The organism is Ruegeria sp. CI1 (assembly GCF_056536925.1).
Genome location: NZ_JBQFQP010000018.1, coordinates 1 through 25,730 on the forward strand (window position 1 = coordinate 1; position 25,730 = coordinate 25,730).

Below are 25,730 nucleotides of genomic sequence, written 5' to 3' on the forward strand. Positions count from 1 at the left end.
ATACGAATGCGTCTACCTGCACGCCTGGGAGACCGGATCAGAGGCGAAGGCGGGCGTTGGGAAATGGATCGATTTTTACAACCGCAAACGCCCACACTCCGCCCTTGGCGGTAAACCCCCAGCCGTGGTCTATTGGCTGAGAAAAGATGAAACCCAAACCGATCAGCAGGAGCAAAGAGTAGCTTAAACTACGCCAAAACCTGTCCAAACATTGGGGAGTAGTTCATTCTTGTCGTAGCCACGATAGGCAGAGACTTGCATTCCAACCATCGCAATCGCTTCGATAGGTATAGAACAATGGATTGTGGACTAGAGTTTGTTGGTTTTTTGAGGTGCCTGTTCAGAAACTTCGATTTGCGGCTTCGTAGAGCAGGATTAAATAACCCTATGATGGCAGACCTCATGGGAGGTACATGTGTGTCCGCTTTGTCCTGCGGCATGTGAATTAGGCAGGCAAATCTCGCTGCACGAGACACGAAAGACCAGTTTCCCCGCCGCATGACAGCACACAAAACGGTACATAAGCAGCAACTTTTGCGCTGCGTGCGCGCGCAGCAGGAAATCAGGATGACCGGGTTGGGCTCTCAACAGACCTTAGCCGCAGCGTCAATGAATGGCGGCTATCGTTATTGGGTCAGAAATGCTTGACGTTTGGGTCAGAATTGAATGACGCGATATACCGATTTGTTGAGGTTTTGGAAGTCGATTGAGTCAGAAATCAGTGACGTTCCACAACATTGTTGAACGTCACACGAACCTGACCCAACCGTCATGGTTGGACCAGAAACGGGGTGAACGTTCGACTTTGAAAGCCTCCCCGATGTTGGACATCAGTTGATTGACCTTTGCGTCATAAACTAACACGCCGCCCCCATTTCATACTCCCGCACCGAGTTTCGTTTGATCTGGCTTCCCTTTTGGAAAATCAGGTCTGATTTGTAGATCAGACAGCGAAGCTGGCTGTTCCTGCCGATCTTCCATGTGGCGAACGCGGGAGGGGGCGAGGCAATGCAATTCGACAGGGGTGGTGCGGCCCGCAGGCGAAGCCGAGGACACGGCCCTGACTAATAGGTCTGCCCGAGGGGGAGGGCGGCGCCCTCGCCCAGACGGCCAGGGGCGTTTGGCTTGTTCAAATCCCGCCGGTCCACGAAAGGAAAGCGGCGGAGAGGATGACCCTCCACCATTGGCGGTTGTTACATTCTGTCATACGGCAAAAGGGACAGTCGGCCCATACCGGTCAGTCGACTATGGGCCAGATTGCTGCAGCCGCTGCTCGCGTTGTGGTCAATCGTTTCGTGAGCAACAAAGAGAGCGGCTACACTCACCAATCTTGGGGTAAAGCTGAAATTGATATGAAAGATCTTCAGGGTTCGGACATGTTTTCAAGTTCTGAGCTGCGCCTTGCTATCTGGAACGGCCTAGTTGCTCATTCATGTCTGCAAATGACACCGCCCAAAAATCGGCAAGAAACGCAGAACATTCCTGTTCGGAGACCTCCGAACGGGTGCCATCCGCATCCGTGGCCTTGCCCATCGTGTATCTTAGTTCCGTGCCCGTGTCCGTTTCGGTCAGATGATATGTCTCCGGAAAGCTCACTTTCGGACGCGCAGGATCCAGAATGCGAGTTGAGAAATAATCAAACGGTTCCCAATCCGTGACGCGATAGAAGAACTGAGCCATTTCGTGCGCACAGTGATAGCCGGAGCCGGGGCCGAGCCGACCGAGCGGGTTCTCCATCCGGATTTCTCCGACCCGGTTCATCCACTTCAGTTTGTGTTCAGGACTGACCAGTGCTTCCCACACCAAGCCTATGGGCGCGTCGAAATGGTACCGCATGGTCCACACGCCATCCGCTTCTTCGAGAAAGTCGCGCTGTCGGTTGGCGCGCATATTTTCCCAGGACCTGGCCAGATCGAAGACTCTCAAGCGGACGTGACCAAAATGATCAATCTCCTGCGAATAAGGTTCCAGTATGTCACTGATGTCCATGGCCTTTGCAGCCGCTTCAGTGAAAAGGGCGTAGCTGCGAATGCCGGTATGTTCGGCTACTTCCGTTTTGGTCAATCTGTGGACAAGAATGACATCCGACCCGGAGATGTCCCGGGTGGGGCCCAGTTGCATCTCGTCGAACCGGCCATGGTGGGCAATGATCTTGAGATCGAGATCCTCAACATTGGCGCAGGCGCGGCATGGGCATGTTGTGTTGGCGATTATGTTTTGCCGCCTGAGCGTGAATGCGTTGTAGAGATTTTCGCAGATGGTGAGAAACGTCTCTCCTGAAGGAAAATCCTGACGCGTCGAATACGCCAAAACAGCATCACCTTCTGTTTTCCAGAAGTGTAGCGGATCGCCAATCTGCTCAAACAGAACCCCCAAAAGAGACTGCAGGATCGGATTGGCATGATCCATTTCAGATGACGTCAGAAACCGGGTGTAGCCGGTTATATCCGCGATCATCAGATAACCTGTGTGGTGTGCTGTCATCTACCCCCACCCAAGCTGCTTCATTGAGTGAGCATCATTCCAGATCTTGGTCATTCGGGCAATCTTGTCGCCTTCGAACTCCATGACATACGCATACTCCGCAGCAACTGTGTTACCTGTCGGCGGCACTGGCCCACCTTCGCCGGTCTGGGTCCCTTTGAAAACCGATGTGGCGACCACGATATTTCGTTCGTGGTCGGTCGAGAACGACTTGAGAACGTAGTGACCGTCTGGAACCGGCGTCAACAGTCCGGCGGTCCATGCAGTGTAACCTTCTATCGTCGAGATATCGGCCAACGCGTCCGCCTGGCAGGAAAAGGGTGCGTTGGCGTGGCAATACTCTTTGCACACCTGCCAGCCCTTGCCGGTTTCACAAGCATCAAAGAACGCCATTGCGGATTCGGAAATTGTCATTGTTCTCTCCCATGTCTGTCGCGCCGAAAACGGCTTGTCGCGCTCGCCGGGGAGGCGCATGGGGTTTTATTAAATCATTTATTTTAAAAAAGACACTTTAAAATTATCAACCCCACACCCCTATGTCTTCAGCGTTGCCATGATCATGCTGTAAAAATTTGAAATATCACGCTTTTTATTGTCATGCCGTCCATAGAGAACAGCGCCGTGGACGCAGAACACAATGAAACTCGCAAGCTGCTTGGGGTCTTTGTCAGGCCCGATTTGTCCGTCGGTCTGAGCGTTTTTCAAGGCGGTTTCAATCAATGATTCGATCTCTGCACAGAACGCGCCAACCTGTTCGGCGGCATCAGGGCTGATCGCATGTTTTTGCGCCAGATGGTTCATCATCAGGCAGCCCTTGTATTCCGTTTTGGCAGCACCCAGCATGACGTTTTTCAGGAACGTCTCTACGCCGACCATGTTGGGATTGTCGCGCAGGATTTGGTATCGTGGTCCAATCACATGGCCACGATAGTGGCTCAAAGTTTCAAGGAACAGCCCGTCCTTGTCTTTGAACTCCTTGTACATGCTGGCAGTATTCAGTCCGGTTTCATGCACTATGTCGCTGATCGACGTCGCCACGTATCCTTTCTGCCAAAACACGCCCATGGCCTTTTCGACCACGTCGTTGCGAGAGTATGACTTCGGTCTTCCCATCGCGGCATATTAAAATGATCGCTTGACAATCACAAGGCACGTTGACGTGCGCTCCCTACTGCTCGAATTCAACTCTCAGATGCGAGGTTTTGGAGAACTCGCAGTCTGGGCATCAGTTGACAATGACTATTCGTCTACTCTGCAGCTTCATCTTGTGTCACACCTGTGTGTCACACCGCTCTAGTGTTTGCCTATCATGATGAACTGCTAGGATTTGGTGGAGCCTAGGGGAGTCGAACCCCTGACCTCTTGCATGCCATGCAAGCGCTCTCCCAACTGAGCTAAGGCCCCATGCCGTACCGCCTGTGCGGTGGACGGACGTTTATGCAACGCCGGTGAAGAGTGCAAGCCAAAAATACACCGATCAGGCCAAAATCTTCGGGCGTTGACCCCGTGCGACCCAACGGTCGTGCGGGTGCGGCGCGGGGCATTGCTGCCCCGTGCGGCGGTTCAGGACTCGTCGTCCGACGACACGTCGGTGATGTCGTCCAGCGAGACGCTGTCGTCGTCATCGTCATCGTCGAGCAGATCGTCGTCGAGATCGACATCCACGGCGTCGTCATCGTCGAGAAGATCGTCATCCGATACGGCTTCGCGGGCCTTGACCGATGCGGCATCTTCGGCATCGGCGGCGATCATCCGGCTCTTGCCGGTGTCCAGTTCCACGATCTCGCCCGTATAGGGGCTGACGATCGGGTTCTTGTTCAGGTCATAAAACCGTTTGCCTGTTGTCGGGCAAACGCGCTTTACACCCCATTCTTCCTTGGGCATGTGGAATCCCCTTGATATCTGCTGAGTCGTGTTGACGATTCAGGTCACCTGCCACATGCGGTAGGGACTGTCAAAGCCTTTACGCAAAAGGGGCGCATCTTGGGACGACATGCATTGCCAGGGCATCCCGCCGTGCCGCTGACGCTGCGGCGTTCGGCGCGGGCGCGGCGTATCAGCCTTCGGATTTCCCAACTGGACGGGCGGGTTACGCTGACCCTGCCCACCGGTATCCCCGAGGCAGAGGCACTGGATTTCGCCCGCGCGAAAGAAGGCTGGATTCGCCAGCATCTTGAGAAACGCCCCGACCATGTGGCGCTGCACTACGGGCAGGACATCCCGGTCGAGGGCAGCTTGCGGCGAATCGTGCCCGCCACCGGGCGGCGGGTGGAGTTGCGGGCGAACGAAATCGCCGTTCCCGAGGGCGGGGCAGAGCGCCGCCTGTTGCGATACCTTCAGGAACTGGCCCGCGACCGGCTGACCGGGGCCTGTGACGACTATGCCGCCATGATTGGCCGGCGCTACGTGCGGCTGACATTGCGGGACACGCGCTCGCGCTGGGGATCGTGCAACTCCGAAGGGGCGCTCATGTTTTCGTGGCGGCTGATCCTCGCCCCGCCCGACGTGCTGCACTATGTTGCCGCGCACGAAGTGGCGCATCTGGCCGAGATGAATCACTCTCGCGCGTTCTGGGCCCAGGTCGAGCGGATCTTTGGCCCGTATGACGCTCCCCGAAATTGGCTGCGCGACAATGGCAGCAGCCTGCATCGTTATCGTTTCGACGCAGGTGTGAGTTGACCTTGGGCGAATTTGTGATCACATGAACGGATGTTGAGCGCACGCCAGACCGACATCCAATCCGCCACGCATGACCGGATCTACCGGGTCCTGCGGTCGCGGATCATGCATGGCGAAATCCCTCCGGGGCACGCCTTGACCCTGCGCGGGATCGGCAAGGAATTCGGTGTCTCGATGACGCCTGCGCGCGAAGCGGTGCGGCGCCTTGCCGCCGAAGGCGCGTTGTTCCTGTCCTCTTCGGGCCGGGTCTCGACGCCAGAGCTGACCAACGACCGGATCGAGGAGCTGGCCGCCCTGCGCGCCCTGCTCGAGGTGGAACTGGCCAGCCGCGCCCTGCCGCGTGCGCATATGGCGCTGATCGACCGGTTGCAGGCGATTAACATGAACGTGGCCGAAATGGTCACCAAGCGTGACGGGGTGGGTTATATCCGCGCCAATCTGGAATTTCACCGCACGCTCTATCTGCGGGCGCAGGCGCCGGCGATGCTGGCCATCGCCGAAACCGTCTGGCTACAGCTTGGCCCGACCATGCGCGCGCTTTACGGTCGGCTGCAACGTACCGATACGCCGCATTATCACCGGCTGATCATCGCCGCGCTCAAGGCAGGCGACGAACCGGGGTTGCGTTTGGCGGTCCGTTCCGACGTCACCCAGGGGTTGCGGCTGCTGGTCGCCTGACCGACAGCATTCAGGGCTTTGTGGCGATCTGGCTGACATAGGACATGAAGCCGAAAAACCTGTTGGCCTTCAGCCGCTGCCGGGCCTCCGCTTTCAGGGCCGCCGCCGTTTCCGGGAACAACAATCCGGTCTCGGCCATTCTGTCCGCGCCCCGGTCAATTACCGTCATGAAATACCCGGCCTCGCCTTCGGCCACATATCCGTGCCCTTGTCGCGTGCCTGGCTCGAACCCTGCATGCGTCAGCAGATCGCCCACCTGACGCATGATCCACAGGTTGGTGACATTCTGGTTGATCATGAACCGGACGATCTGGTCCAAAGGGTCGTAGTCCCCGATCTGGGCCGTGGCGGTGTCGTAATCCCCATCACAGATCGCCAGCACGCCGCCCGGCCTGAGGATGCGGAATGCCTCGGCAATCGCATCGCGAGGGGTGGGGACATGACATAACAGCGTGTGCATCAAGACCATGTCCACGGATGCGTCCTGCAATCCGGTGTCTCTGGCATCACCGGTCTGGAAACTCAGGTTCGGCTCGGCCGCGAACTGCGCGCGCGCCCGCTCGACCATGACCGGTGAGGGCTCGATCCCCAACGCGCTGGCGGCCCCGGCAACCTTGATCAGGTCGTGTGTCACATGGCCGGTACCCGACCCCAGCTCCACCGCAAATGCGCCGGACGGCAGTTTCATCCCGCGCAGATAAGCTTTGCGTATCGCGACCTGCGACGGGTCAAGACAACGCGCCTCCATCGCATCCGCGATCGTGGATTGAACGGTGTGGTCCTGCGCTGCGAGGTTGGAATACGGATCTGACATGGCGCTCCCCGGTCTCTTTTCTGTCCGGTCAGTGTCACTCGAATCGGCCAAATCTCCAAATTCACCCGCGCCGGTCACCTCAGCCGGCGCAGCGAATGGCGGACAGGGCTTGGATGATGTCCCTATCTGAGACATTATCCATCGAACAATAGGGGAGAGAGACCATGACACACTTCACCCGCCGCGGCGCCTTGGGATTGATGGGGGGCGCGGCGGCGCTGCCCGCCTTGGGAACTCCGGCCCTTGCCAACACCAAGATGACGGTCGGCGCGTTGCGCTTTACCAGCCATGCCGCGTCTTTTGTTGCCTACGAGCGCGGCTATTTCTCGGACGAGGGGCTGGATATCGAGTTCCGCTTTTTCGAGGCGGCGCAACCGATGGCGGTGGCGATTGCCAGTGGCGATGCGGACTATGCAGTGACGGCGATCTCGGGTGGTTTGATCAGCCTTGCCGAAAAAGGCGCAACCAGGGTGATCGGCGGCGCTCTCAGCGAAGAGCAGGGCATCGACGGCCAGATGATCCTGGCCTCGAATGCCGCTTACGAGGCCGGCTTGACCAGCCCGGCGGCGCTGGACGGCAAGAAATTCGCGGTCACGCAACCGGGATCGTCCTTTCACTACATGGGGTCCAGGATCGCGGCCGCCGAGGGTGTCTCGGTCAGCTTCACCCCGTTGCAGAAGGTCGGCGCGATCATTGGCGCGATGAAATCGGGGCAGGTGGATGCATGGTCGATCGTGCCCCACATCGCCAAGGCTCTGGCAGGTGGTGGTGCGGTTCAGGTGATCGGCAATGTTGCCGACTACATCCCCGACTATCAGGTCACGACCGTGTTCACTTCGGCAGACAATGCCGCCAACGAACGCGCCCAGACCGAGGCTTTTCTGCGCGCCTTTTCGCGCGGGGCGGATGATTTCAACGCCGCGCTGGTCGACAGCACAGCCGGTGACGAAGCCGCCGAGGATATGGTGCAGCTGATCCACAAATACGTCTACACCGACCGCCCCTATGAAAAGGCCGCACCGTCGATCCGCAACGGCGCGATGCGTATCAATCAGGGCGCGGCGCTGAACATGGCCTCGGTCGAGGACCAGTTGAGCTGGTTCAAGTCCGAAGGGCTGATCAAGCCGGAGATCACCAGCGAAGTTCTGGTTGATCCGTCATATGTCCAGATGATCTGAGCGGACCGGGCGGGGCCACCCGCCCGATTTCTTCATGGAACTGACAATCCGGAACCTGACGCACCGCTATGGTGACATGCTGGTGCTTGACGATGTCTCGCTGCACATCCCTGCGGGTGAAATCCTGTGCGTGGTCGGCCCCTCGGGCTGCGGCAAGTCCACCTTGCTGCGGATGATCGGCGGACTGGAGCAGCCGGACCAGGGGCAGGTGTTGCAATCGGGCGAGGTTCCCGACGGGTGCCTCAACCCCCTGACTTTCGTTTTTCAGGACTTTGCCCTGCTGCCGTGGCGCAGCGTGGCGGGGAACATTTCACTGGTGCTGGAGGATCACCGGCTGCCGTCGCGAGTTGTACAAAATGGCATATCGGATGTTCTGGAGCGTACAAAACTGACAGATTTCGCAAATGCACTGCCCAGACAGTTGTCCGGCGGCATGAAGCAGCGCGTCGCAATCGCTCGCGCACTGGCGGTCAACCCGGCGGTTCTGCTGCTCGATGAACCGCTGTCCGCGCTGGACGCGCAGACCCGCGAACTGTTGATGGAAGACCTGATTTCACTGTGGTCACGGCAGCCATTCACAGCCGTATATGTCACCCATAACCTGGCCGAGGCAGTGCGTCTGGGTCACCGCATCGCAGTCCTGTCGCGCCGCCCCGGACGGGTACGCGAAGTGATCGCTATCGACACGCCGCTGACCGAAAGAGAGGCCGGAGATTCCGACCTCGAAGCGCTGCAAAAGCGGCTCTGGGACCTGATGCGCGAAGAGGCGCTGGCGGCGGATCAGGAGTTGGCCGATGCCTGACGCCTCACGCCCTGTCCCGTTTCGCGGCGGTGGCTTTTCGCCGGTTTCAAAACGCGGTGCAGGAGCTGCGGTTTTCATTGTATTGCTTATACTTATCGAATGGGGAACGCGGGCTGGCTGGATCTCGAACCTGACCCTTCCGCGCCCCTCGGACGTGGGGGCCACGTTGATGGAACTGGCCCGTTCAGGCGCGTTGTGGACGCATCTGCTTCCCTCGGTGACGCGGCTTCTTGTGGGGTCGGCGATGGGTGTAAGCGCAGGGATCTGCGTTGGTGTCATGATCGGTCTGTTCTCTTACGTCCGGGCCGGGCTGGTGCCTTTGGTGGCCGCGATTTTTCCAATCCCCAAGATCGCGCTGCTGCCGCTTTTCGTGATCTGGTTCGGTATCGACGAGGGGTCTAAATACGCCCTGATCGCGCTGGGCACCTTCACGCCTACGGTGGTCTCCACCTATGGTGCGGTGGACAATGTCGACCGCAACCTGATCCGCATGGGGCAAAGCTTTGGCCTTGGCTGGAACAGCATCGTCCGCAAGATCGTCCTGCCCGGCGCACTACCCGGAATCCTGTCCGGACTGCGCGTTTCACTGGCAATCGGCATCATTCTCTTGGTCGCAGCCGAGATGCTGGGCGCCGAATTTGGCATCGGCGCCTACATCCTTCAGGCAGGCGCGCTGTATGACCTTGAGCGACTTTTTGCCGGAGTTGTCATTCTGTCGGCGCTGGGCATTCTGACGAGCTGGGCCATCGGGCTTTTGGAAAAACGCCTTCTGGCGTGGCGCAGTTGATCGCTGTATTCTGGGGCAAAGGCAAATCAGAAAAAGAGCAGGCCGGGCAATGATCAATCGACGGATGTTTTCCCTTGGAGTTGGCGCAACGCTTGTGACCGCCTGTTCGGGCGGTGGTGTGGCGCCCACACCGCAAGTCACACGGATGCGCGCGGTGCCGAATGCGGGCTGGGAGGCCTGGGTGACCAGTTTCAAGAACCGTGCGTCAGCGCAGGGTATTTCCCAATCCACGATCAACACAGCGTTTCAGGAGGCCGGCTATCTGCCCGAGGTGATCGAGCGGGACCGCAACCAGACGGAATTCAAACGCTCGCTGGAGGATTATCTGGCCATCGCTGCCTCGGACGAGCGCATCAACACCGGCCGACAGATGCTGCAACGCCACGGCAGTACCCTGTCGCAGATCGAGTCGCACTACGGCGTGGACAAGGAAGTTGTCGTTGCCATCTGGGGGCTCGAAAGCCGCTATGGCGCGCGTCGTGGTGATGTGCCGGTGGTCTCGGCACTGTCGACACTGGCCTATGACGGGCGGCGCGGCGCATTCTTTGAAAGCCAGCTGGTTGCGGCACTGAAGATCGTTCAGAACGGGGATACAGCGCCCCGGAACATGACCGGAAGTTGGGCGGGAGCGATGGGGCACACGCAATTCATCCCGACGTCTTATCTGGCCTATGCCGTCGATTTCACCGGCGACGGACGGCGCGATATCTGGTCAGAGGATCCTACCGATGCGCTGGCCTCGACGGCGGCGTATCTGGCGCGCTCAGGGTGGGTTCGGGGGCAGCCCTGGGGCGGCGAGATTGGCTCTGCCGCGGCCCGTTCGGGAACACCGATTGCCACCTTGCAGCCGCAGGTGCCCGGACCACAGATTGCGGTTTTCCAGAATTTCAGGGTTATCAAGCGATACAACAACTCGGACAGCTATGCGATTGGTGTGGGCCACCTGTCCGACCGGATCGCCGGAGGCGGACCGTTCAACGCATCCTTTGGTCCCGATGAAACCGGGTTGACGCTGGATGACCGCAAGGAGTTGCAACAACGCCTGACTGCCGCCGGGTTCGACACGCAAGGTGCGGATGGGGTGATCGGGTCGAACTCCACGACGGCAATCAGTGCCTATCAGCGCGCCAACAACCTGACGGTGACAGGCCAGCCATCTGCCGAGCTGTTACGGATGCTGCGTCGAGGCTAGCGGCGCGGCTCAGGCCGCGAGTCCCCTGGACCCGATATCCAGGAACTTCTGACGGCGGTCCTTGATCAGGGTCGCGCTGTCCTTGCCGCCCAGTTCCGTCAGCATGGTGGCAATCGCCTTGCTGACGGCCTCGATGGTGCTGTGTTTATCCCGGTGCGCGCCGCCTTTTGGTTCGGTAATGATCCGATCGATCACGCCCAGCTTGTGCAAGTCCTGCGCGGTCAGGCGCAGCGCTTCGGCGGCCTCGCGCATTTTTTCGGCATCCTTCCACAGGATCGAGGCGCAACCTTCGGGAGAGATCACCGAATAAACCGAGTGTTCCAACATCGCCACGCGGTTGGCGGTGGCGAACGCAACCGCCCCGCCCGAGCCACCCTCGCCGATGATGACCGAAACAAGCGGTACGCCGATCTTGAGGCACATCTCGGTCGAGCGGGCGATTGCTTCGGACTGGCCGCGCTCTTCGGCGCCCTTGCCGGGGTAGGCGCCAGCAGTGTCGATCAGAGTGATAACCGGCAGGCCAAATCGGCCTGCCATTTCCATCAGGCGTACGGCCTTGCGGTATCCTTCGGGCCGGGCCATGCCGAAGTTGCGTTCGATCCGCGACTTGGTGTCGCTTCCCTTTTCGTGGCCGATCACCATGACCGGTTGGTCGTCGAAACGCGCCAACCCGCCCATCACGGCAAGATCGTCGGCAAAGTTTCGGTCCCCGGCCAGGGGCGTGTATTCTGTGAACAGCGCTTTGATATAGTCCTGACAATGAGGTCGTTCCGGATGGCGTGCCACCTGGCATTTCCGCCAGGGTGTCAGATCCTTGTACAACTCGTCCATCATCTTGGCAGCCTTGGCATCCAGCGCCGCCGCTTCGTCAGCCACGTCCATTTCTTCGTTGGCCCGGGCCAGCGCGCGTAACTCTTCGGCCTTGCCTTCGATTTCAGCCAGCGGTTTCTCGAAATCCAGATACTGGGTCATGACGTCTCTCAAAGCGGAATCTCCGCGTTATATGACCCGAGGTCGCCCAAGATGCAACTCGGCAAGATTTAAGTTACCCGAATAGGATGTCGACGGTGTGTTGGGCAAGTGGCAAGAAACACCTCGGCGGTTTTGGACTTTGGTTGATCTGAGGTTCTTTGAAGCCGCCACAAGTTCCATACGGGAACCTTCTGATCTTTTTTGCGTTAGTTGCGGGGTGATTAATTTCGGCGCTTTCAAAACCTTGAATACATGTGTGCTGGAAAAGTGATCACGTCGGACTTGCCGAGTGAAAACTTGCCGAATAGGCTTTTGTTGATGGCGTTGTGAAAGACCGGGGAAAACGGCGGCGACGCACCCAACAGGGAGTTGATGATGAAATCTGTCGTTACCGGGTTGGCCGGAGTTCTTGCACTGGGAATGGTTGTCACGGCCTCGGCCGAGACCCTGACGCTTACTCCCGCAAGCCCACAGCCGTCGAATCCCAAGGCGGGGCTTGCGGTGAAATATGCCTGGGCGGGTGATCCGCCCGCGCAGATTCAGTCGATCAGTGCCGCCAAAAGCATGATTGCCGACGCCAAACCGGGCTTGCCGCTCAGCGGTCTCGACTACCGAGACACCGATGAGGGCGAGCCTGTCATGACCTTCGATCAGGCGATGAATGTTGCTGCTGACATCAAAGGGTATATCCGGTTCGACGCGCCGGGAACCTATACGCTGGAAACCTGGTCGAACGATGGAATCGATGCGAATATCGGCGGGCAGCTGGTTGGATATTTTTCCAGCCGCCAACCCTGCGAAGCCAATCAGCGCGTGGATGTCGAAGTGCCAAAAGCGGGCTGGTATGATCTGAGCATCGTCTATTTTCAGAAATACAGCACTGCGTGCCTGATGATGAAATGGGGCAAGAAGGGTGACAAGCTCAAATGGGTGCCGAACGACGTCTTTGGTCATTGACCAGCTTGAGTGATCAAAGCAAGCGGGGCCATGTGGCCCCGTTCGTCATTTTGGGGAAAGGCCAAGTGCTGCGCGCAATGCGGATTCGGGTGCGCTGAGTACCGGAATGCGGCAGTTCAGATGTGCCGTTGCCCCGGCCATAGAGGCCTGTGCCAATACGACACAAGCTGTGTCCGGGGCAATTTCCAGTGCGCGCGACAGCTGCACGGCAATGCGTTTGGCAAAGGCTTCGGTATCGCCCGAGATAAAATGCACCCAAAGATGGGCAAGCGGCAACTCACGGATGTTGGGTTCCAGTCCGATCTCGGCAAAGGCTTTGGTCAACAACCGGGTCGAAGGTTCGCGCGTGCTGTCCAGACAATAAGCCATCAGGACCGGTCCTCCGGTTGATGCGGCCTCTTGCATCATGGGCCAGTCGACGCGCAGTGCCCCGGCCCGCGCAGCGATCTCGCCGATTGTCGAACAGGTGCAAATCGCGTTTGGCGCAGTGAAGATGGCCGAGTGGATTTCCAGCGCCAGTTCGGCATTAATCCCGTGCAAGCCCCGGTCCAGCCAGTCAGGGCGCACAACATGCGTCAGCTTTGCATCCGGCGCGATCCGCGCCGAAAGAGCGTCAAAGGTGGCGCAATGCACTGCAGCGGTATGAAACAAGGTCAACTCGGTCATACTTGGAAACCTATCAGAAAAGGGCGCCCGATGGACGCCCTTTCGCAAAATCTCGATATGGGCGTCAGCCGTTTGCGGAAATCAGTTCTGCCTGGGCCACGATCACCTCGGCCTGCTTGATCGAAGCGATGTCAACCAGGCGACCCTTGTAGACGGTGGCACCTTCGCCTTTGGCCTTGGCCTGCTCCATTGCGGCAAGGATTTCGCGGGCCTCGGTCACCGCTTCGTCGGACGGGGTGAATACCTGATTGGCCAGCGCAATCTGTTTGGGGTGGATCGCCCATTTGCCGACCATTCCGAGCGTGGCTGAACGTCTGGCTTGCGCGATATAGCCTTCGTCGTCCGAGAAATCTCCGAACGGTCCGTCCACCGGCAACACCCCGTGGGTGCGGCAAGCAGCAACGATGGCGGCCTGTGCCCAGTGCCACGGGTCTGACCAGTGCTTTTCGCCATTGCGCAACATATAATAATTTTCCTGCGTGCCACCGATGCCGGTGGTCTGCATCCCCATCGAGGCGGCAAAATCAGCCGCGCCCAGGCTCATCGCCTGCAAACGGGGGGAGGAGGCTGCGATTTCCTCGACATGGGCAATGCCGGCAGAGGATTCGATGATCACTTCGAAACTGATCGGCTTGGTCCGGCCCTTGGCGCGTTCAATGGCGGTGACCAGCGCGTCGACGGCATAGACATCGGCGGCGCTACCCACCTTGGGGATCATGATCTGATCCAGCCGGTCACCCGCCTGTTCCAGCACGTCCACCACATCGCGGTACCAATAGGGTGTATCCAGCCCGTTGATGCGCACCGACATGTACTTGTTGCCCCAATCGAGGGTGTTCAGCGCCTCGATCACATTGGCGCGGGCAGTATCCTTGTCCGAAGGCGCAACCGAATCTTCAAGATCGAGGTTGATGACATCCGCTGCCGACGCCGCCATTTTTGGAAACAGCTTGGTGTTGGAGCCGGGACCGAACAACTGGCAACGATTGGGGCGCGCAGGGGCGGCGGGCTGTATGCGGAAACTCATCGGTTGACCTCATTGAGTAAGGAAATTGCGATTTTCTTGCAGAATGAGGTATTAAATTGCGCGCACTTGCGCAAGCGTCATTATGCGTGCGCAGCAATGCAATCGCAGCATCCATCAAGATCAGGCGCTGATAAGGTGATTAAAGATTAATCAGTTTGAAAACTTCGAAGATTCTTGCGTGATTATCGCAGATCGTGCAATGATCTTCGCTTTGAGTGAAGTGAGCGGGGAAATACGCGAAACGCTCGTAACCGCGCTTCAATAGGTTACGCCGGAAACAAAGGAGTGCACCGCAATGATCGAGACACCGTATCTGCTGTTTTTGGGTGATGCCCCCGACCAACTGGCCGCCAAGGTTGCCGTCGGCATCAAGGACTGGCGTCCGGAAAACGCCGTGGGTCAATTCCGTATGGACGGTTGCAAGGCCGATCTGGGTCTGAAGGACATGGATCTGGTCGAAGCGCGCGAGGCAGGGGCCAAGACGCTGGTCATTGGCGTGGCCAACCGGGGTGGTGTGATCAGCCAGGAATGGAAGAAAGTTCTGGTCATGGCGCTGGAGGAAGGGTTTGATCTGGCCTCGGGCTTGCACAACCTTTTGCGCAACGAGCCTGATCTGGTGGCCGTCGCCGAAGCTTGTGGACGGACCCTTCATGACGTGCGCGTACCTTCGGTGGATTACCCGATTGCCAACGGCATCAAGCGCAAGGGCAAGCGGTGCCTGGCGGTTGGCACCGATTGTTCAGTGGGCAAGATGTATACAGCGCTGGCAATGGACAAGGAAATGCGCGAGCGCGGCATGAAGTCGAGCTTCCGCGCTACCGGGCAGACCGGCATCCTGATCACCGGTGACGGTGTGCCACTGGATGCGGTGATCGCCGATTTCATGGCCGGATCGGTGGAATGGCTGACCCCGGACAATGACGACGATCACTGGGACCTGATCGAAGGGCAGGGCAGCCTGTTCCACGTTTCCTATTCGGGCGTCACCATGGCGCTGATTCATGGCGGTCAACCGGATGCGCTGATCTTGTGCCACGAACCCACGCGGGAGCACATGCGCGGACTTCCGACCTATCAGTTGCCGACGCTCGAAGCGCTGCGCGATACCGCGCTGAACTTGGCTCTGGTGGCTAACCCTGACTGCAAAGTGGTGGGTGTTTCGGTAAATACCCAGCACATGGGCGAAGGCGACGCCAAGGCCTATCTGGCGCAGATTGAGGCCGATATGGGGTTGCCTGCGACCGATCCATTCAGGTTTGGGTCCGACAAGCTGGTGGACGCGCTCGCCGCGATGTGATGCAAGCGGCTCGCCGGTGGCGGAGTATGGCCGCCTCCGGCGGGAGTATTTGGAAAAAGATGAAGGAGCAGGCGAGTGCAGATCGAAGTCTCTCGCGACGTGTTCCGGCTGGCGCAGGTGTTCACCATCTCACGCGGGTCGCGGACCGAAGCCAAGGTGTTGACGGTGCGGGTGACAGACGGTGCGCATCAAGGTTGGGGCGAATGCGTGCCTTATGCGCGCTACGACGAGACACTGGAAACGGTCGAAGCCGAGATTGTCGGGTTGCCTGCGGAGTTTACGCGCGAAGGGTTGATGGACCTGTTGCCTGCTGGTGCGGCGCGCAATGCGGTGGATTGCGCTTTGTGGGATCTGGAAGCCAAGCGGACAGGCAAGCGGGTTTGGGAGCTGGCAGGTCTGCCGGAGCCGGGACCGGAAATCACCGCTTACACGCTGTCTTTGGACACGCCCGAGGCGATGCAGGCGCAGGCAGCCAAAAATGCCCATCGGCCTTTGCTGAAGATCAAGCTGGGTACGCCCGACGACATGCTGCGGCTGGAAGCGGTCCGTGCGGGTGCGCCGAACGCAAAAATCATCGTTGACGCAAACGAGGGATGGACCGCCGAGGTGTATGCTGACCTCGCGCCGCATCTGGTGCGACTGGGTGTTGCATTGGTCGAACAGCCCTTGCCAGCCGGGCAGGACGAAGCGCTGATCGGGATGGATCGCCCGGTGCCGGTCTGTGCCGACGAGAGCTGTCATGACCGTGCCAGCCTGCCCTCGCTCAAGGGCAAATACGATGTGGTTAACATCAAGCTGGACAAGACCGGCGGTCTGACCGAGGCGTTGAAGCTGCGCGCAGCCGCGTTGGCCGAGGGGTACGACATCATGGTGGGGTGCATGGTGGGCAGTTCACTGGCGATGGCCCCTGCGACACTGGTGGCTCAGGGCGCGATGGTGACAGATCTTGACGGCCCGCTGTTGTTGGCCGAAGACCGCGACACCCCGTTGATTTTTGATGATGCCGGAGTGTACCCGCCCAAAGCGGCGCTCTGGGGCTGAGGAGACACAAGACATGACCCGCACCGTTTATGTGAATGGAGAATACCTGCCTGAGGACGAGGCAAAAGTCTCGATCTTTGACCGGGGGTTTCTGATGGCCGACGCGGTCTATGAGGTGACCAGCGTTCTGGGCGGCAAGCTGATCGACTTTGAGGGCCACGCGGTGCGCCTAAAGCGGTCGTTGGACGAACTGGACATGGCCGAGCCCTGCAGCAAGGACGAGTTGCTGGAAGTTCATCGCCAACTGGTGAAGCTGAACGGGATCGACGAGGGTTTGGTTTACCTGCAAGTAACCCGCGGCTCCGACGGGGATCGGGATTTCGTGTTTCCGTCGGCCGATACCAAGCCGACGATCGTTCTGTTCACCCAAAACAAGCCTGGTCTGGCCGACAGCCCGGCGGCGGTTAAAGGCAACAAGATCATTTCGATCGAGGATATCCGCTGGGGCCGTCGCGACATAAAGACGGTCCAGCTTTTGTATCCGTCGATGGGCAAGATGATGGCCAAGGCGGCGGGCTGCGACGACGCCTGGATGATCGAGGATGGGTTCGTGACCGAAGGCACCTCGAATAACGCCTATTTCGTCAAGGCCGGCAAGATCGTGACTCGGCCGCTGTCGAACGACATCCTGCACGGGATCACCCGCAAGGCGGTGCTGCGTCTGGCTGCCGAGGCGCAGATGGAGATCGAAGAACGCCTGTTCACCATCGACGAAGCGAAAGAAGCGGACGAGGCATTCACCACTTCGGCAAGCGCCTTTGTCATGCCGGTTGTCGAGATCGACGGAGTGCGACTGGGGGATGGCACACCCGGACCGATCGCCCGACGTCTGCGCGAGATTTATCTGGACGAAGCCCGCAAAGAGGCAATCTGAGTTACTGCTCAACCGAACCGATAGCTTGACGCGGTAAGCGAGCCGAAAAACTGGGTTTCGTGATACACGCGTTTTGCGGGGGCCTCTTCGGCGGCCCCCAGCGCCACAAAAAGCGGCACCAGATGGTCCTCCTGCGCGTGACAGGTGCGCGCGGACGGAGCGCTTTCCCAATTCAGCATTGCTTGCGTTCTGGCATCCGGTTCAAGTCCAAGTGCTGCGTCGAGCCAGGCGTCGAATTCCGCCGAGGGCTTTTCCCCCTCGCGTCCCATCAGGCGCAGGTTGTGATAGCTGAGGCCGGAACCGACGATCAGCACGCCATCATCGCGCAATGGGGCAAGGGCGCGGCCAAGTGCCAGATGCTCTGCCGGGTCATAGTGACTGCGCAGAGAGATCTGAAAGGTCGGCATATTCGCTTCAGGATACATCACCGCCATCGGCGCGAATGTTCCGTGATCGAACCCTTGAGTGTCGTCCAGCCGAACCGGCAGACCTGCTGCCGCCATCAGATCAGCACTGCGCCGGGCCAGATCAGGAGCACCGGGTGCCGGATAAACGATTTCATAGGTCTCTGGCGGAAAACCGAAATAGTCATACACCATGGGCGGTCGGGGGGATGACATGACAGCATATGCATCGCTGTCTTCCCAGTGTCCCGAGATCATCAGGACCGCTTTAGGCCTTTCGCCAATATCTTGTGGCATCCGTGCCAGAGACGTTTCCAGTTCCTTGAACCGTTGGCGCATGTCAGGCAGCCATGGCCATGGACCGCCACCATGCGAGATAAAATAGGTTGGCAATGGATTGGGCATGATCACCTCGGGACGCCTGATGTTTGCAGTAAGGATAAGACAGATTGTCCGCGACTGTCAGGTCGCTTTCCAAACAGTATTTGTGTGTTTCTGCGTCCTTCGGAATGAATGCGACAGCGAGTTGGCGCAAACTGCCCAGTGTACGAAATCCCTCGCCCCTAGGTTCAATGTGGGAGGGGCGGAACATGCAGCCATTCAAGGGAATACGAGTGCTTGATCTTACGCATGTCTATGCGGGACCGTTTTGTACCTTTCAACTTGGCGTTCTTGGGGCCGAGGTCATAAAGATAGAACCGTTGACGCAACCCGACATGACCCGTGCGGAGGGCGCGGATGCAGCGCTGAACGCCATTGGCATGGGGTTGGGGTTTCAAGCGCAGGGGGCTGGGAAACGCACCTTGGCGCTTGATCTGAAATCGGACGAGGGTCGGGAGATCTTTGACCGGCTGGTTCGAACCGCAGATGTCGTGGTGCAAAACTATACGGCCCGCGCGGTCGAAGCTTTGGGATTGCGATATGATCGGCTAGCGGCCTTGAAACCTGATCTGATCTATTGCGCCATCAGCGGGTTCGGTGCGACAGGGCCGAAGGCAGGCCATCCGGCCTATGACGTGGTAATACAGGCCTATACAGGGGTCATGACCGCCAATGGCGAAGTGAACGGCACCCCAATTCGTGTCGGACCGGCCATGGTAGATTACGGAACCGGGGCGCAGGCCGCGCTGGCGATTTCAGCGGCGCTTTTTGGGCGCGCGACGACAGGGCAGGGACGGAGGATCGACGTGGCAATGACCGACTGCGCGTTGATGATGATGAACTCTAACTCGATGACCGCATTGGCAACTGGAAAGGCGCCAAAACCACATGGTAACAACGACCCTTCGCTTGCCGGCTATGCGACATTCGAAACTGCGGACGGTTTGCTGATGATCGGAGCATACACCAATACTCAGATGGCGAACCTGATGCGGGCGATCGGCAAGCATGAGCTTGCCGAAGAAATCTTGCAAACGCCCCGCGCTGAAATCGGCAAACGACGAGAGGCGGATTCCGCCGCAATCGCGCAGGCCATGGCTTCGCGAACGGCTGAGGAATGGGAGCAGGTGCTCAACGCACACCACGTGCCGGCGGCTCGTGTACGGAGTTTGGAAGAAACGTTAGACGAGGCGCAGCTGGCCACGCGAAACGTCATTCAAAAGGTGGATGATCGCAGGTTTCCCGTGGCGGGCTTCACCTACGATTTCGGAGCGCCTGCATTGACCAACCCACCCCGCGCCCATGGCGCGGACAGCCGCGCCATATTGGAGGAATTTGGTGTCGACGCGGCCGCATTCGACGACCTGGCTGCGCGTGGTATAGTGTTCAGCCCTTCTTGAGGACGTTTTCCTCGAACGCGACCTTGAAGGCAGCCTGTTTCTCTTGGCTGGCTTCGGTCTGGTAGTTGGTTTTCCACTCGTCCATGGTCATGCCGTAGTAGATCTCGCGGGCCTCGTTCTTGTCCATTTCGATGCCCTTTTCGTTGGCCGCTTCCTGATACCAGCGTGCAAGGCAGTTGCGGCAGAACCCGGCAAGATTCATCAGGTCGATATTCTGTACGTCCGTGCGATCTTCCATCAGGTGTTTTTGAAGGCGGCGGAAGGCTGCGGCCTGAACTTCGATTTCGGTTTGTTGGTCCATGCGTGGGCTCCGTGTGAGTGACTTGGCCTTGAGGTAGCAACACTTGTCCGGCGATACAATAATCGGAGGCCATGAGGTGGCCACCACATCGATCACGGGATCAGGCCAGTTTCAACGCCACCCACGGCACAAGGCAGAAGACCAGCGTCAAAACCTTGTAATTGGCCAGATATCGGAAATAGGCCTTTTTGACCTCTGTCTTTTCCATACCGAACATGTTGCCATGAATGGTCGCGATCCGGTCTTGCAAGGCAACCACCATCAATGTGCTGAGGAGTAAGATACTGATATTCAAGACCGTCATCCAGCCGAAGACCGTCGCCAGGGTTGCCTGAGTCATGGTCATCTCCTTTCCTTTTCGATATGGGGGTAACTGGATGCACTCACAAGAATGCGCGGAGAGCGCCCGGCCAATCCGACCTGACGTCACAAGTGATTTTAGGCAAGGACGGGTTGATTTTGGGTGACGCCACAAAATGCCCAGCCCTTTGAGGGCAGAAAGGCGAACCGAACTGCAAAACAACTGGACGATGGTTTTGCCTTGCAGCTTATGAGTTCGCCCGGCATGTTTTTTTGCAGGCGTTCCACGGTGTCTTCGAAGGAATTCAGTGTCGGATGGGAGCAAAGGCATGTTGGGAGTGAACGGTGAGATATTTCAGACTTTTCGCAGATGAGACAGGTGAAAGCCATTGGGAGACCGTCGAGGTTGCGCTGGAGGAGAAGGTCTTTGCTCCGCCAGCCAAAAGCATTGAAATATCTGCCCCAGAACGTGCGCGACAGATGTTGTTTCTAAGACTCCGGGCGGGCTGGGATGAGCCGGTCCACGTCAGTCCGGTGCGGCAAAAGCTGATCTGTCTGGCCGGAACAGTCCGGGTCGCAGCGAGTGATGGCGAAACACGCGACATTGGCCCCGGAGACGTCTGGCACATGGAGGATCGTCACGGCAAGGGCCACCATACCTGTGTAATGGGCGAAGAAGATTTTGAAGCGGTAATCGTCCAGTTCGACTAGCGCGAGAGGCTCACACACCGCTGTCGTGAAGCGCCCCTTCGAGAATGGGGGCCAGCCTTTCGGCCCAAGCGCGTTGTCCTGCGTGATCGGCAATCAGATCATTCCTGATCTCGATCAGTGCGTTAGGGCGATTGTGTGCGGTGCAGTGCTTGTCAATCGCGTCTCCCGACAAGATCCCGCTATAGGGCTCGTTGATACCGATACACAGGTCTGGCTCTGCCTGCAGGTGATTGATCAGGGGGCGAGAAAACCTCTCATCCTCGGTATGCAGAACGCCGATATGCCATGGGCGCGGGTCCCGGCCCCGCAGTTGCCGGGTAAAGGAGTGCATCGACACAATGACAGCGTGTGGCAGTGCCGCCATCCGCCCAAGCGCGTCGTGGTAGGGGCGATAGCAAAGGTCCAACCGTTTTTCTCGTTCTTCGGCATCGGCGTGGCGGTTGCCGGGGATGATCGAGCCGTCATAGAGTTTCATCAGCAGGGTCGGATCGTCCTCGCCCCGGTTTGGATCGATTACAAGGCGAGAGAAGTTGGCGGCGATCACCGGTGCGTTCAGGATTTCACCCAAATGTTTCGACACCTCATAGGCACCCACATCATAGGCGATATGGCGCTCCATATCCTCACGCGGCAGCCCCAGATCGCCGCCGTTGATGGCGGGAGGAACCATGTTGGTTGCATGATCGCAGGTAATCAGCCAGCGGGACGGGCGGTCCTCGCCATGTATGAAAAAAGGGGTGTATGTCATCAGCCTGTCATCTTGTTTGTCGCAGGTGTAGGGCAGTTGCCTGAGAAAGGGAATTGCGCGATAAGCGAGCCGATCACTGTTTGCGATAACAGAAGCCGAATTAAGGAGAGCAAGGTCGATGCGACGCCTGAGAAATGTAAAAATCGTGGCGACGCTGGGTCCGGCGTCCGACAATTACGAGATGATCCGCGCGCTGCACGAGGCGGGCGCCGACGTATTCCGGCTGAACATGAGCCATGGAACCCATGACGAGATTCGCGAAAAACACCGGATCATCCGGCAGGTGGAAAAGGATCTGGATAGCCCGATTGCGATTTTGGCTGACCTGCAAGGGCCGAAACTGCGTGTGGGCGTGTTCGCCAAGGATGTGGTAGAATTGGAGGAAGGCGCCACATTCCGGCTGGATCTGGACCAGGCAGCAGGGGACGCAACCCGAGTTTGCCTGCCGCATCCAGAAATTTTTGAGGCTTTGGAACCCGGCGCGCATCTGTTGGTCAACGATGGTAAGATTCGACTGGTTGTGGACCGTTGTGGCCGCGAATTTGCCGATTGTACGATTGAAACCGGGGGCACAATCTCGAATCGCAAGGGCGTGAACGTGCCGGACGTAGTGCTGCCACTTGCGGCGCTGTCTGAAAAAGACCGGGCTGATCTGGAATTCGCCTGTCAGTTGGGGGTGGATTGGCTGGCGTTGAGTTTTGTTCAGCGCTCCAAGGATGTCTTCGAGGCCCGCGCACTTGCTGACGGTCGCGCCGCCATACTGTCAAAGATCGAAAAACCAGCGGCGGTCGAGGCGTTTGACGAAATCCTGGATGCCTCGGATGGGATCATGGTGGCGCGCGGTGATTTGGGGGTGGAGTTGCCGGTGTCGGCGGTGCCGCCGATTCAGAAGCGCCTGGTGCGAAAATGCAGGGCTGCGGCCAAACCGGTGATCGTGGCGACCCAGATGCTCGAAAGCATGATCGAAAGCCCGATGCCGACCCGAGCGGAGGTCTCCGATGTGGCAACCGCGATTTACGAAGGGACCGACGCCATCATGCTCAGTGCGGAATCGGCGGCCGGAAGCTATCCGATTGAGGCGGTTCAGACGATGAACAAGGTAGCGATCGAAGTCGAGGCCGATCCGACCTATTCGCAGATCATCAATGCCTCCCGCAGCGCCAAGGGAACGACCATCGCCGACGGCATTGTCGCCGCCGCGCGCGAGATTGCGGAAAAGACCGATATCAAGGCGATCTGCTGTTTCACTCAAAGCGGCACAACAGCGTTGCTGACCGCGCGCGAGCGTCCCGGCGTGCCGATCATCGCCATGACTTCGTTGGTCGGAACCGCGCGGCGCCTGTGCCTGAGCTGGGGCTGCAACTGCGTGATGACGCCCGAGTTGGAGCGGTTCAAAAGTGCCGTCGTCAACGCGGCCCGTGCCGCCCGCGCTGGCGGTTTCGCAACGGAAACCGATCAGATCGTAGTAACGGCGGGTGTGCCATTCAACGTCCCCGGTACGACCAACATCCTGCGCGTTGCCCCCTGCGATGAACGCTTGATCTATAATACCGATCCGGGCTAAGCGCGTTTTCGGAGTTTTCGCGCCTGAAAATGCGCGAAACCCCTTGCCAGTTTGCGCGGACTTGCGTAAACGGCGCCTCTGACCGCGCGACCGGCCGATGTGGCATGCCGAGTCGCGTCAAGACCGAACCCGAATGAAGGAGACGGAAATGCCCAAGATGAAGACCAAGTCGAGCGCCAAGAAGCGCTTCAAGGTGACTGCGACCGGTAAGGTCCTGACGGCCCAGGCCGGCAAGCGTCATGGCATGATCAAGCGGCACAAGAAATTCATCCGCAATGCCCGTGGCACCACCACCCTGTCCGCCCCCGACGCCAAGATCGTCAAGGGCTACATGCCCTACGACCGCTAAGAGGAGATTTGAGAGATGTCCCGCGTTAAAGGTGGAACCGTAACTCACGCCCGTCACAAGAAGGTCATCAAGGCCGCCAAAGGTTACTATGGCCGCCGCAAGAGCACCTTCAAGGTTGCCCGTCAGGCCGTCGACAAGGCCAACCAGTACGCAACCCGCGACCGCAAGAACCGCAAGCGCAACTTCCGCGCGCTGTGGATCCAGCGGATCAACGCTGCAGTGCGCAGCCATGACGAGGCTCTGACCTATTCCCGCTTCATCAACGGCCTGAACCTGGCCGGCATCGAAGTGGACCGCAAAGTCCTGGCCGACCTGGCCGTGCACGAACCGGAAGCGTTCGGCGCGATCGTCGCCAAGGCACAGGCTGCTCTGGCTGCCTGACCCTCTTTTGAGAGACAGTGAACAGGGCCGCTCCTTTGGGGGTGGCCTTTTTCGTTATTGAGCCGGGAAAGGTTCAGCGGATCAGCTCAGAAGAAACCAGAGAACTGCGGCTGCAACTGCTCCGCCGATCACAAGTGCCGTCGGGTCCGAGGTGACAGACTCCATCAGCCCCGACAGATCAAACCCTTTTGACCCGCCGCCGCCTCCGGTCGCGTTCTTTATGGCAATTCCGTATTCCAGCATTTCAGCACCGTCGCTTTCGAGCTGTCGGATGCAAGTTTGCCTGAAACGGGTGGAAATTTCACCCTGTGTCGGGCTGGCGCGTCCACTATGGCGCACCACTGAGGGTTTCGTGCATCAGGCCAGCTATGGCCAACCCGGCCCGATTTGCCGGAATGTGCCTTGCGATACCGCGCTTGTCTTGCATTCAGCGCCATTGGCCGATAGCAGGTTCTGGACCAAATTCAGGGGACCGTCATGGACGATCTTAAGGTAAAGTATCTGGGGCAGATTGCCGAGGCAGGCGACGAAACCGCGCTGGAGGCGATCCGTGTCGCTGCCGTGGGCAAGAAGGGCGAAGTGGCGCTGAAGATGCGCGAATTGGGCAAGATGACGCCCGAAGAACGTCAGGTCGCAGGCCCTGCGCTGAACACGCTGAAAGACGAAATCAACTCGGCGCTGGCCGCCAAGAAGGCAGCATTGGCGGATGCCGCACTGGATGAGCGTTTGCGTACCGAATGGCTGGACGTCACCCTGCCCACGCGCCCGCGCCGTCAGGGCACGCTGCACCCGGTCAGTCAGGCCAGTGAGGAACTGACCGCGATTTTTGCCGAGCTTGGTTTCTCGGTCGCTGAAGGGCCCCGGATCGAAACCGACTGGCACAACTTTGACGCTTTGAACATCCCCGGCCACCACCCTGCACGGGCCGAGATGGACACGTTCTATATGCACCGTGCCGAGGGTGACAACCGCCCGCCACATGTGCTGCGCACCCATACCTCACCGGTGCAGATCCGGTCGATGGAACTGCAGGGTGCGCCGATCCGCGTGATCTGTCCGGGCGGTGTGTACCGCGCCGACTATGACCAGACCCACACGCCGATGTTCCATCAGGTCGAGGGGCTGGCCATCGACAAGGACATCTCGATGGCGAACCTGAAATGGGTTCTGGAAGAGTTCGTCAAAGCCTTCTTCGAGGTCGACGATGTCGAACTGCGCTTCCGCGCCTCGCACTTCCCGTTCACCGAGCCGTCGGCCGAGGTCGATATCCGCTGTTCGTGGAATAACGGCCAGCTGAAGATCGGCGAGGGCGACGACTGGATGGAAATTCTGGGTTCCGGCATGGTCCACCCCAAGGTGATCGCCGCCGGTGGTATCGACCCCGAGGTTTATCAGGGCTTTGCCTTTGGCATCGGCATCGACCGGCTGGCGATGTTGAAATACGGTATTCCGGATTTGCGGGCGTTCTTTGATAGCGACCTGCGCTGGCTGCGCCACTATGGGTTCGCGGCGCTGGATATGCCGAACCTGCATGGTGGTTTGAGTCGGTAATGGATATTCCTTGGGCCGATCATACGATTAGCTTGTTTTCAGCCGCCGTGCTGGCGCTTCTAGCGGTTGCTCTGAACAGCTATCTACATGATCGCCAACTCAGGAAAACGAAAAGAGTAGATTTTCTTGTCCAAGCATAACGGGAAATTGAGGCCGGTTCGAACTGGCCGGTTATTCCGAATAAGCCCGCGT

At 58.8% G+C, this 25,730-nt stretch carries 30 protein-coding genes and 1 tRNA gene; 17 read left to right on the plus strand and 14 right to left on the minus strand.

The genetic code is table 11. From position 1 onward, the window contains the following. A partial coding sequence (locus ACR0LZ_RS18385; protein ID WP_480751459.1) for an integrase core domain-containing protein occupies positions 1–187 on the plus strand: 187 nt, incomplete at its 5' end. 1,217 nt (positions 188–1,404) lie between these two features. Here ACR0LZ_RS18385 and ACR0LZ_RS18390 read toward each other — a convergent pair. From ACR0LZ_RS18390 to ACR0LZ_RS18410, 5 genes are all read right to left on the minus strand, one after another. After that, positions 1,405–2,409 (minus strand): DUF2652 domain-containing protein, encoded by a 1,005-nt coding sequence (locus tag ACR0LZ_RS18390; RefSeq protein WP_480751460.1) that lies wholly within the window; start codon positions 2,407–2,409, stop codon positions 1,405–1,407. 75 nt (positions 2,410–2,484) lie between these two features. Further along, on the minus strand, positions 2,485–2,898 hold the full coding sequence (locus ACR0LZ_RS18395) for an ester cyclase (protein WP_480751461.1): 414 nt from the start codon (positions 2,896–2,898) through the stop codon (positions 2,485–2,487). Between the two features lie 120 nt (positions 2,899–3,018). Beyond that, on the minus strand, positions 3,019–3,597 hold the full coding sequence (locus tag ACR0LZ_RS18400) for a TetR/AcrR family transcriptional regulator (RefSeq protein WP_480751463.1): 579 nt from the start codon (positions 3,595–3,597) through the stop codon (positions 3,019–3,021). A gap of 215 nt (positions 3,598–3,812) precedes the next feature. Beyond that, a tRNA-Ala gene (locus ACR0LZ_RS18405) sits at positions 3,813–3,888 on the minus strand. 159 nt (positions 3,889–4,047) lie between these two features. Next, on the minus strand, positions 4,048–4,368 hold the full coding sequence (locus ACR0LZ_RS18410) for a TIGR02300 family protein (RefSeq protein WP_480751465.1): 321 nt from the start codon (positions 4,366–4,368) through the stop codon (positions 4,048–4,050). 99 nt (positions 4,369–4,467) lie between these two features. Here ACR0LZ_RS18410 and ACR0LZ_RS18415 point away from each other — a divergent pair, with 99 nt between their 5' ends. Together ACR0LZ_RS18415 and ACR0LZ_RS18420 are read left to right on the plus strand one after the other, a co-directional pair. Next, on the plus strand, positions 4,468–5,163 hold the full coding sequence (locus tag ACR0LZ_RS18415; protein WP_480751466.1) for a M48 family metallopeptidase: 696 nt from the start codon (positions 4,468–4,470) through the stop codon (positions 5,161–5,163). Between the two features lie 33 nt (positions 5,164–5,196). Continuing rightward, on the plus strand, positions 5,197–5,841 hold the full coding sequence (locus ACR0LZ_RS18420; RefSeq protein WP_480751468.1) for a GntR family transcriptional regulator: 645 nt from the start codon (positions 5,197–5,199) through the stop codon (positions 5,839–5,841). Positions 5,842–5,851: 10 nt separating this feature from the next. On the opposite strand, the gene ACR0LZ_RS18425 is transcribed toward ACR0LZ_RS18420, so the two are convergent. Then, a complete protein-coding gene (locus ACR0LZ_RS18425; protein WP_480751470.1) occupies positions 5,852–6,655 on the minus strand; it encodes a methyltransferase domain-containing protein in 804 nt (267 codons plus the stop codon). Positions 6,656–6,819: 164 nt separating this feature from the next. Between ACR0LZ_RS18425 and ACR0LZ_RS18430 the strand changes: the two genes are divergently transcribed. From ACR0LZ_RS18430 to ACR0LZ_RS18445, 4 genes are read left to right on the plus strand one after another with little or no spacing between them, the layout of a single operon-like run. Further along, the gene (locus ACR0LZ_RS18430; protein ID WP_480751472.1) at positions 6,820–7,833 is read left to right on the plus strand and encodes an ABC transporter substrate-binding protein; all 1,014 of its coding nucleotides are present in this window, start codon (positions 6,820–6,822) and stop codon (positions 7,831–7,833) included. Between the two features lie 34 nt (positions 7,834–7,867). Then, complete coding sequence (locus ACR0LZ_RS18435; protein ID WP_480751474.1) at positions 7,868–8,635, plus strand: ABC transporter ATP-binding protein; 768 nt, start codon at positions 7,868–7,870, stop codon at positions 8,633–8,635. After that, entirely contained in the window at positions 8,628–9,422 is a 795-nt protein-coding gene (locus ACR0LZ_RS18440) for an ABC transporter permease (RefSeq protein ID WP_480751475.1), read from the plus strand. Before ACR0LZ_RS18435 ends, ACR0LZ_RS18440 begins: the two co-directional genes overlap by 8 nt. A gap of 49 nt (positions 9,423–9,471) precedes the next feature. Beyond that, positions 9,472–10,614, plus strand: coding sequence for a lytic murein transglycosylase (locus tag ACR0LZ_RS18445; protein WP_480751476.1), 1,143 nt, complete (start codon positions 9,472–9,474; stop codon positions 10,612–10,614). Between the two features lie 9 nt (positions 10,615–10,623). Here ACR0LZ_RS18445 and ACR0LZ_RS18450 read toward each other — a convergent pair whose 3' ends face one another. Then, positions 10,624–11,586 (minus strand): acetyl-CoA carboxylase carboxyltransferase subunit alpha, encoded by a 963-nt coding sequence (locus ACR0LZ_RS18450; RefSeq protein ID WP_480751477.1) that lies wholly within the window; start codon positions 11,584–11,586, stop codon positions 10,624–10,626. Between the two features lie 375 nt (positions 11,587–11,961). Here ACR0LZ_RS18450 and ACR0LZ_RS18455 point away from each other — a divergent pair, with 375 nt between their 5' ends. Next, positions 11,962–12,543 carry a PA14 domain-containing protein gene (locus ACR0LZ_RS18455; protein ID WP_480751479.1) on the plus strand — a complete coding sequence of 194 codons (582 nt, stop codon included), beginning with the start codon at positions 11,962–11,964 and terminating at the stop codon, positions 12,541–12,543. Positions 12,544–12,588: 45 nt separating this feature from the next. Here the strand turns inward: ACR0LZ_RS18455 and ACR0LZ_RS18460 are convergent, their stop codons facing one another. Next, positions 12,589–13,209: a hypothetical protein gene (locus ACR0LZ_RS18460; protein WP_480751480.1), complete on the minus strand. Its 621-nt coding sequence runs from the start codon at positions 13,207–13,209 to the stop codon at positions 12,589–12,591. 64 nt (positions 13,210–13,273) lie between these two features. Next, positions 13,274–14,236 (minus strand): L-malyl-CoA/beta-methylmalyl-CoA lyase, encoded by a 963-nt coding sequence (locus ACR0LZ_RS18465; protein WP_480751481.1) that lies wholly within the window; start codon positions 14,234–14,236, stop codon positions 13,274–13,276. A 295-nt stretch (positions 14,237–14,531) separates the two neighbouring features. Between ACR0LZ_RS18465 and dgcN the strand changes: the two genes are divergently transcribed. The 3 genes from dgcN to ACR0LZ_RS18480 all read left to right on the plus strand — a co-directional run bounded on the left by dgcN (position 14,532) and on the right by ACR0LZ_RS18480 (position 17,448). Continuing rightward, complete coding sequence (gene dgcN, locus ACR0LZ_RS18470; protein WP_480751482.1) at positions 14,532–15,533, plus strand: N-acetyltransferase DgcN; 1,002 nt, start codon at positions 14,532–14,534, stop codon at positions 15,531–15,533. A 75-nt stretch (positions 15,534–15,608) separates the two neighbouring features. Further along, positions 15,609–16,574: an N-acetyl-D-Glu racemase DgcA gene (gene dgcA, locus ACR0LZ_RS18475; RefSeq protein WP_480751484.1), complete on the plus strand. Its 966-nt coding sequence runs from the start codon at positions 15,609–15,611 to the stop codon at positions 16,572–16,574. 13 nt (positions 16,575–16,587) lie between these two features. Continuing rightward, positions 16,588–17,448: a D-amino-acid transaminase gene (locus ACR0LZ_RS18480; protein WP_480751486.1), complete on the plus strand. Its 861-nt coding sequence runs from the start codon at positions 16,588–16,590 to the stop codon at positions 17,446–17,448. Positions 17,449–17,456: 8 nt separating this feature from the next. Here ACR0LZ_RS18480 and ACR0LZ_RS18485 read toward each other — a convergent pair whose 3' ends face one another. Next, positions 17,457–18,257 carry a DODA-type extradiol aromatic ring-opening family dioxygenase gene (locus ACR0LZ_RS18485; RefSeq protein ID WP_480751487.1) on the minus strand — a complete coding sequence of 267 codons (801 nt, stop codon included), beginning with the start codon at positions 18,255–18,257 and terminating at the stop codon, positions 17,457–17,459. A 185-nt stretch (positions 18,258–18,442) separates the two neighbouring features. Here ACR0LZ_RS18485 and ACR0LZ_RS18490 point away from each other — a divergent pair, with 185 nt between their 5' ends. After that, positions 18,443–19,633, plus strand: coding sequence for a CaiB/BaiF CoA transferase family protein (locus tag ACR0LZ_RS18490; protein WP_480751489.1), 1,191 nt, complete (start codon positions 18,443–18,445; stop codon positions 19,631–19,633). On the opposite strand, the gene ACR0LZ_RS18495 is transcribed toward ACR0LZ_RS18490, so the two are convergent. After that, a complete protein-coding gene (locus ACR0LZ_RS18495; protein ID WP_480751491.1) occupies positions 19,620–19,934 on the minus strand; it encodes a DUF1244 domain-containing protein in 315 nt (104 codons plus the stop codon). The genes ACR0LZ_RS18490 and ACR0LZ_RS18495 overlap by 14 nt on opposite strands. Positions 19,935–20,034: 100 nt before the next feature. Then, positions 20,035–20,274 carry a DUF6868 family protein gene (locus ACR0LZ_RS18500; RefSeq protein ID WP_480751492.1) on the minus strand — a complete coding sequence of 80 codons (240 nt, stop codon included), beginning with the start codon at positions 20,272–20,274 and terminating at the stop codon, positions 20,035–20,037. Positions 20,275–20,579: 305 nt separating this feature from the next. Between ACR0LZ_RS18500 and ACR0LZ_RS18505 the strand changes: the two genes are divergently transcribed. Continuing rightward, complete coding sequence (locus ACR0LZ_RS18505) at positions 20,580–20,945, plus strand: cupin domain-containing protein (protein WP_480751494.1); 366 nt, start codon at positions 20,580–20,582, stop codon at positions 20,943–20,945. Between the two features lie 10 nt (positions 20,946–20,955). Here the strand turns inward: ACR0LZ_RS18505 and ACR0LZ_RS18510 are convergent, their stop codons facing one another. Then, a complete protein-coding gene (locus ACR0LZ_RS18510) occupies positions 20,956–21,693 on the minus strand; it encodes an N-formylglutamate amidohydrolase (RefSeq protein WP_480751496.1) in 738 nt (245 codons plus the stop codon). 118 nt (positions 21,694–21,811) lie between these two features. Between ACR0LZ_RS18510 and pyk the strand changes: the two genes are divergently transcribed. From pyk to rplT, 3 genes are all read left to right on the plus strand, one after another. Then, the gene (pyk, locus tag ACR0LZ_RS18515; RefSeq protein ID WP_480751497.1) at positions 21,812–23,257 is read left to right on the plus strand and encodes a pyruvate kinase; all 1,446 of its coding nucleotides are present in this window, start codon (positions 21,812–21,814) and stop codon (positions 23,255–23,257) included. A gap of 148 nt (positions 23,258–23,405) precedes the next feature. Continuing rightward, positions 23,406–23,606 (plus strand): 50S ribosomal protein L35, encoded by a 201-nt coding sequence (rpmI, locus tag ACR0LZ_RS18520; RefSeq protein WP_480751499.1) that lies wholly within the window; start codon positions 23,406–23,408, stop codon positions 23,604–23,606. Positions 23,607–23,621: 15 nt separating this feature from the next. Further along, positions 23,622–23,987: a 50S ribosomal protein L20 gene (rplT, locus tag ACR0LZ_RS18525; protein WP_008756009.1), complete on the plus strand. Its 366-nt coding sequence runs from the start codon at positions 23,622–23,624 to the stop codon at positions 23,985–23,987. Positions 23,988–24,068: 81 nt separating this feature from the next. On the opposite strand, the gene ACR0LZ_RS18530 is transcribed toward rplT, so the two are convergent. After that, complete coding sequence (locus ACR0LZ_RS18530; protein WP_480751500.1) at positions 24,069–24,230, minus strand: hypothetical protein; 162 nt, start codon at positions 24,228–24,230, stop codon at positions 24,069–24,071. 234 nt (positions 24,231–24,464) lie between these two features. On the opposite strand from ACR0LZ_RS18530, the gene pheS reads away from it, so the two are divergent. Next, positions 24,465–25,538: a phenylalanine--tRNA ligase subunit alpha gene (gene pheS, locus ACR0LZ_RS18535; protein WP_480751502.1), complete on the plus strand. Its 1,074-nt coding sequence runs from the start codon at positions 24,465–24,467 to the stop codon at positions 25,536–25,538. Positions 25,539–25,730 lie beyond the last annotated feature (192 nt).

What these genes read in the sequence shown, in the direction of transcription:
- ACR0LZ_RS18390 (WP_480751460.1), bottom strand. Translation starts at nt 2,409, where the DNA reads ATGGATCATGCCAATCCGATCCTGCAGTCTCTTTTGGGGGTTCTGTTT.
- ACR0LZ_RS18395 (WP_480751461.1), bottom strand. Translation starts at nt 2,898, where the DNA reads ATGACAATTTCCGAATCCGCAATGGCGTTCTTTGATGCTTGTGAAACC.
- ACR0LZ_RS18400 (WP_480751463.1), bottom strand. Translation starts at nt 3,597, where the DNA reads ATGGGAAGACCGAAGTCATACTCTCGCAACGACGTGGTCGAAAAGGCC.
- ACR0LZ_RS18410 (WP_480751465.1), bottom strand. Translation starts at nt 4,368, where the DNA reads ATGCCCAAGGAAGAATGGGGTGTAAAGCGCGTTTGCCCGACAACAGGC.
- ACR0LZ_RS18425 (WP_480751470.1), bottom strand. Translation starts at nt 6,655, where the DNA reads ATGTCAGATCCGTATTCCAACCTCGCAGCGCAGGACCACACCGTTCAA.
- ACR0LZ_RS18430 (WP_480751472.1), top strand. Translation starts at nt 6,820, where the DNA reads ATGACACACTTCACCCGCCGCGGCGCCTTGGGATTGATGGGGGGCGCG.
- ACR0LZ_RS18435 (WP_480751474.1), top strand. Translation starts at nt 7,868, where the DNA reads ATGGAACTGACAATCCGGAACCTGACGCACCGCTATGGTGACATGCTG.
- ACR0LZ_RS18440 (WP_480751475.1), top strand. Translation starts at nt 8,628, where the DNA reads ATGCCTGACGCCTCACGCCCTGTCCCGTTTCGCGGCGGTGGCTTTTCG.
- ACR0LZ_RS18445 (WP_480751476.1), top strand. Translation starts at nt 9,472, where the DNA reads ATGATCAATCGACGGATGTTTTCCCTTGGAGTTGGCGCAACGCTTGTG.
- ACR0LZ_RS18450 (WP_480751477.1), bottom strand. Translation starts at nt 11,586, where the DNA reads ATGACCCAGTATCTGGATTTCGAGAAACCGCTGGCTGAAATCGAAGGC.
- ACR0LZ_RS18455 (WP_480751479.1), top strand. Translation starts at nt 11,962, where the DNA reads ATGAAATCTGTCGTTACCGGGTTGGCCGGAGTTCTTGCACTGGGAATG.
- ACR0LZ_RS18460 (WP_480751480.1), bottom strand. Translation starts at nt 13,209, where the DNA reads ATGACCGAGTTGACCTTGTTTCATACCGCTGCAGTGCATTGCGCCACC.
- ACR0LZ_RS18465 (WP_480751481.1), bottom strand. Translation starts at nt 14,236, where the DNA reads ATGAGTTTCCGCATACAGCCCGCCGCCCCTGCGCGCCCCAATCGTTGC.
- dgcN (WP_480751482.1), top strand. Translation starts at nt 14,532, where the DNA reads ATGATCGAGACACCGTATCTGCTGTTTTTGGGTGATGCCCCCGACCAA.
- ACR0LZ_RS18480 (WP_480751486.1), top strand. Translation starts at nt 16,588, where the DNA reads ATGACCCGCACCGTTTATGTGAATGGAGAATACCTGCCTGAGGACGAG.
- ACR0LZ_RS18485 (WP_480751487.1), bottom strand. Translation starts at nt 18,257, where the DNA reads ATGCCCAATCCATTGCCAACCTATTTTATCTCGCATGGTGGCGGTCCA.
- ACR0LZ_RS18490 (WP_480751489.1), top strand. Translation starts at nt 18,443, where the DNA reads ATGCAGCCATTCAAGGGAATACGAGTGCTTGATCTTACGCATGTCTAT.
- ACR0LZ_RS18495 (WP_480751491.1), bottom strand. Translation starts at nt 19,934, where the DNA reads ATGGACCAACAAACCGAAATCGAAGTTCAGGCCGCAGCCTTCCGCCGC.
- ACR0LZ_RS18500 (WP_480751492.1), bottom strand. Translation starts at nt 20,274, where the DNA reads ATGACTCAGGCAACCCTGGCGACGGTCTTCGGCTGGATGACGGTCTTG.
- ACR0LZ_RS18510 (WP_480751496.1), bottom strand. Translation starts at nt 21,693, where the DNA reads ATGACATACACCCCTTTTTTCATACATGGCGAGGACCGCCCGTCCCGC.
- pyk (WP_480751497.1), top strand. Translation starts at nt 21,812, where the DNA reads ATGCGACGCCTGAGAAATGTAAAAATCGTGGCGACGCTGGGTCCGGCG.
- rpmI (WP_480751499.1), top strand. Translation starts at nt 23,406, where the DNA reads ATGCCCAAGATGAAGACCAAGTCGAGCGCCAAGAAGCGCTTCAAGGTG.
- rplT (WP_008756009.1), top strand. Translation starts at nt 23,622, where the DNA reads ATGTCCCGCGTTAAAGGTGGAACCGTAACTCACGCCCGTCACAAGAAG.
- ACR0LZ_RS18530 (WP_480751500.1), bottom strand. Translation starts at nt 24,230, where the DNA reads ATGCTGGAATACGGAATTGCCATAAAGAACGCGACCGGAGGCGGCGGC.
- pheS (WP_480751502.1), top strand. Translation starts at nt 24,465, where the DNA reads ATGGACGATCTTAAGGTAAAGTATCTGGGGCAGATTGCCGAGGCAGGC.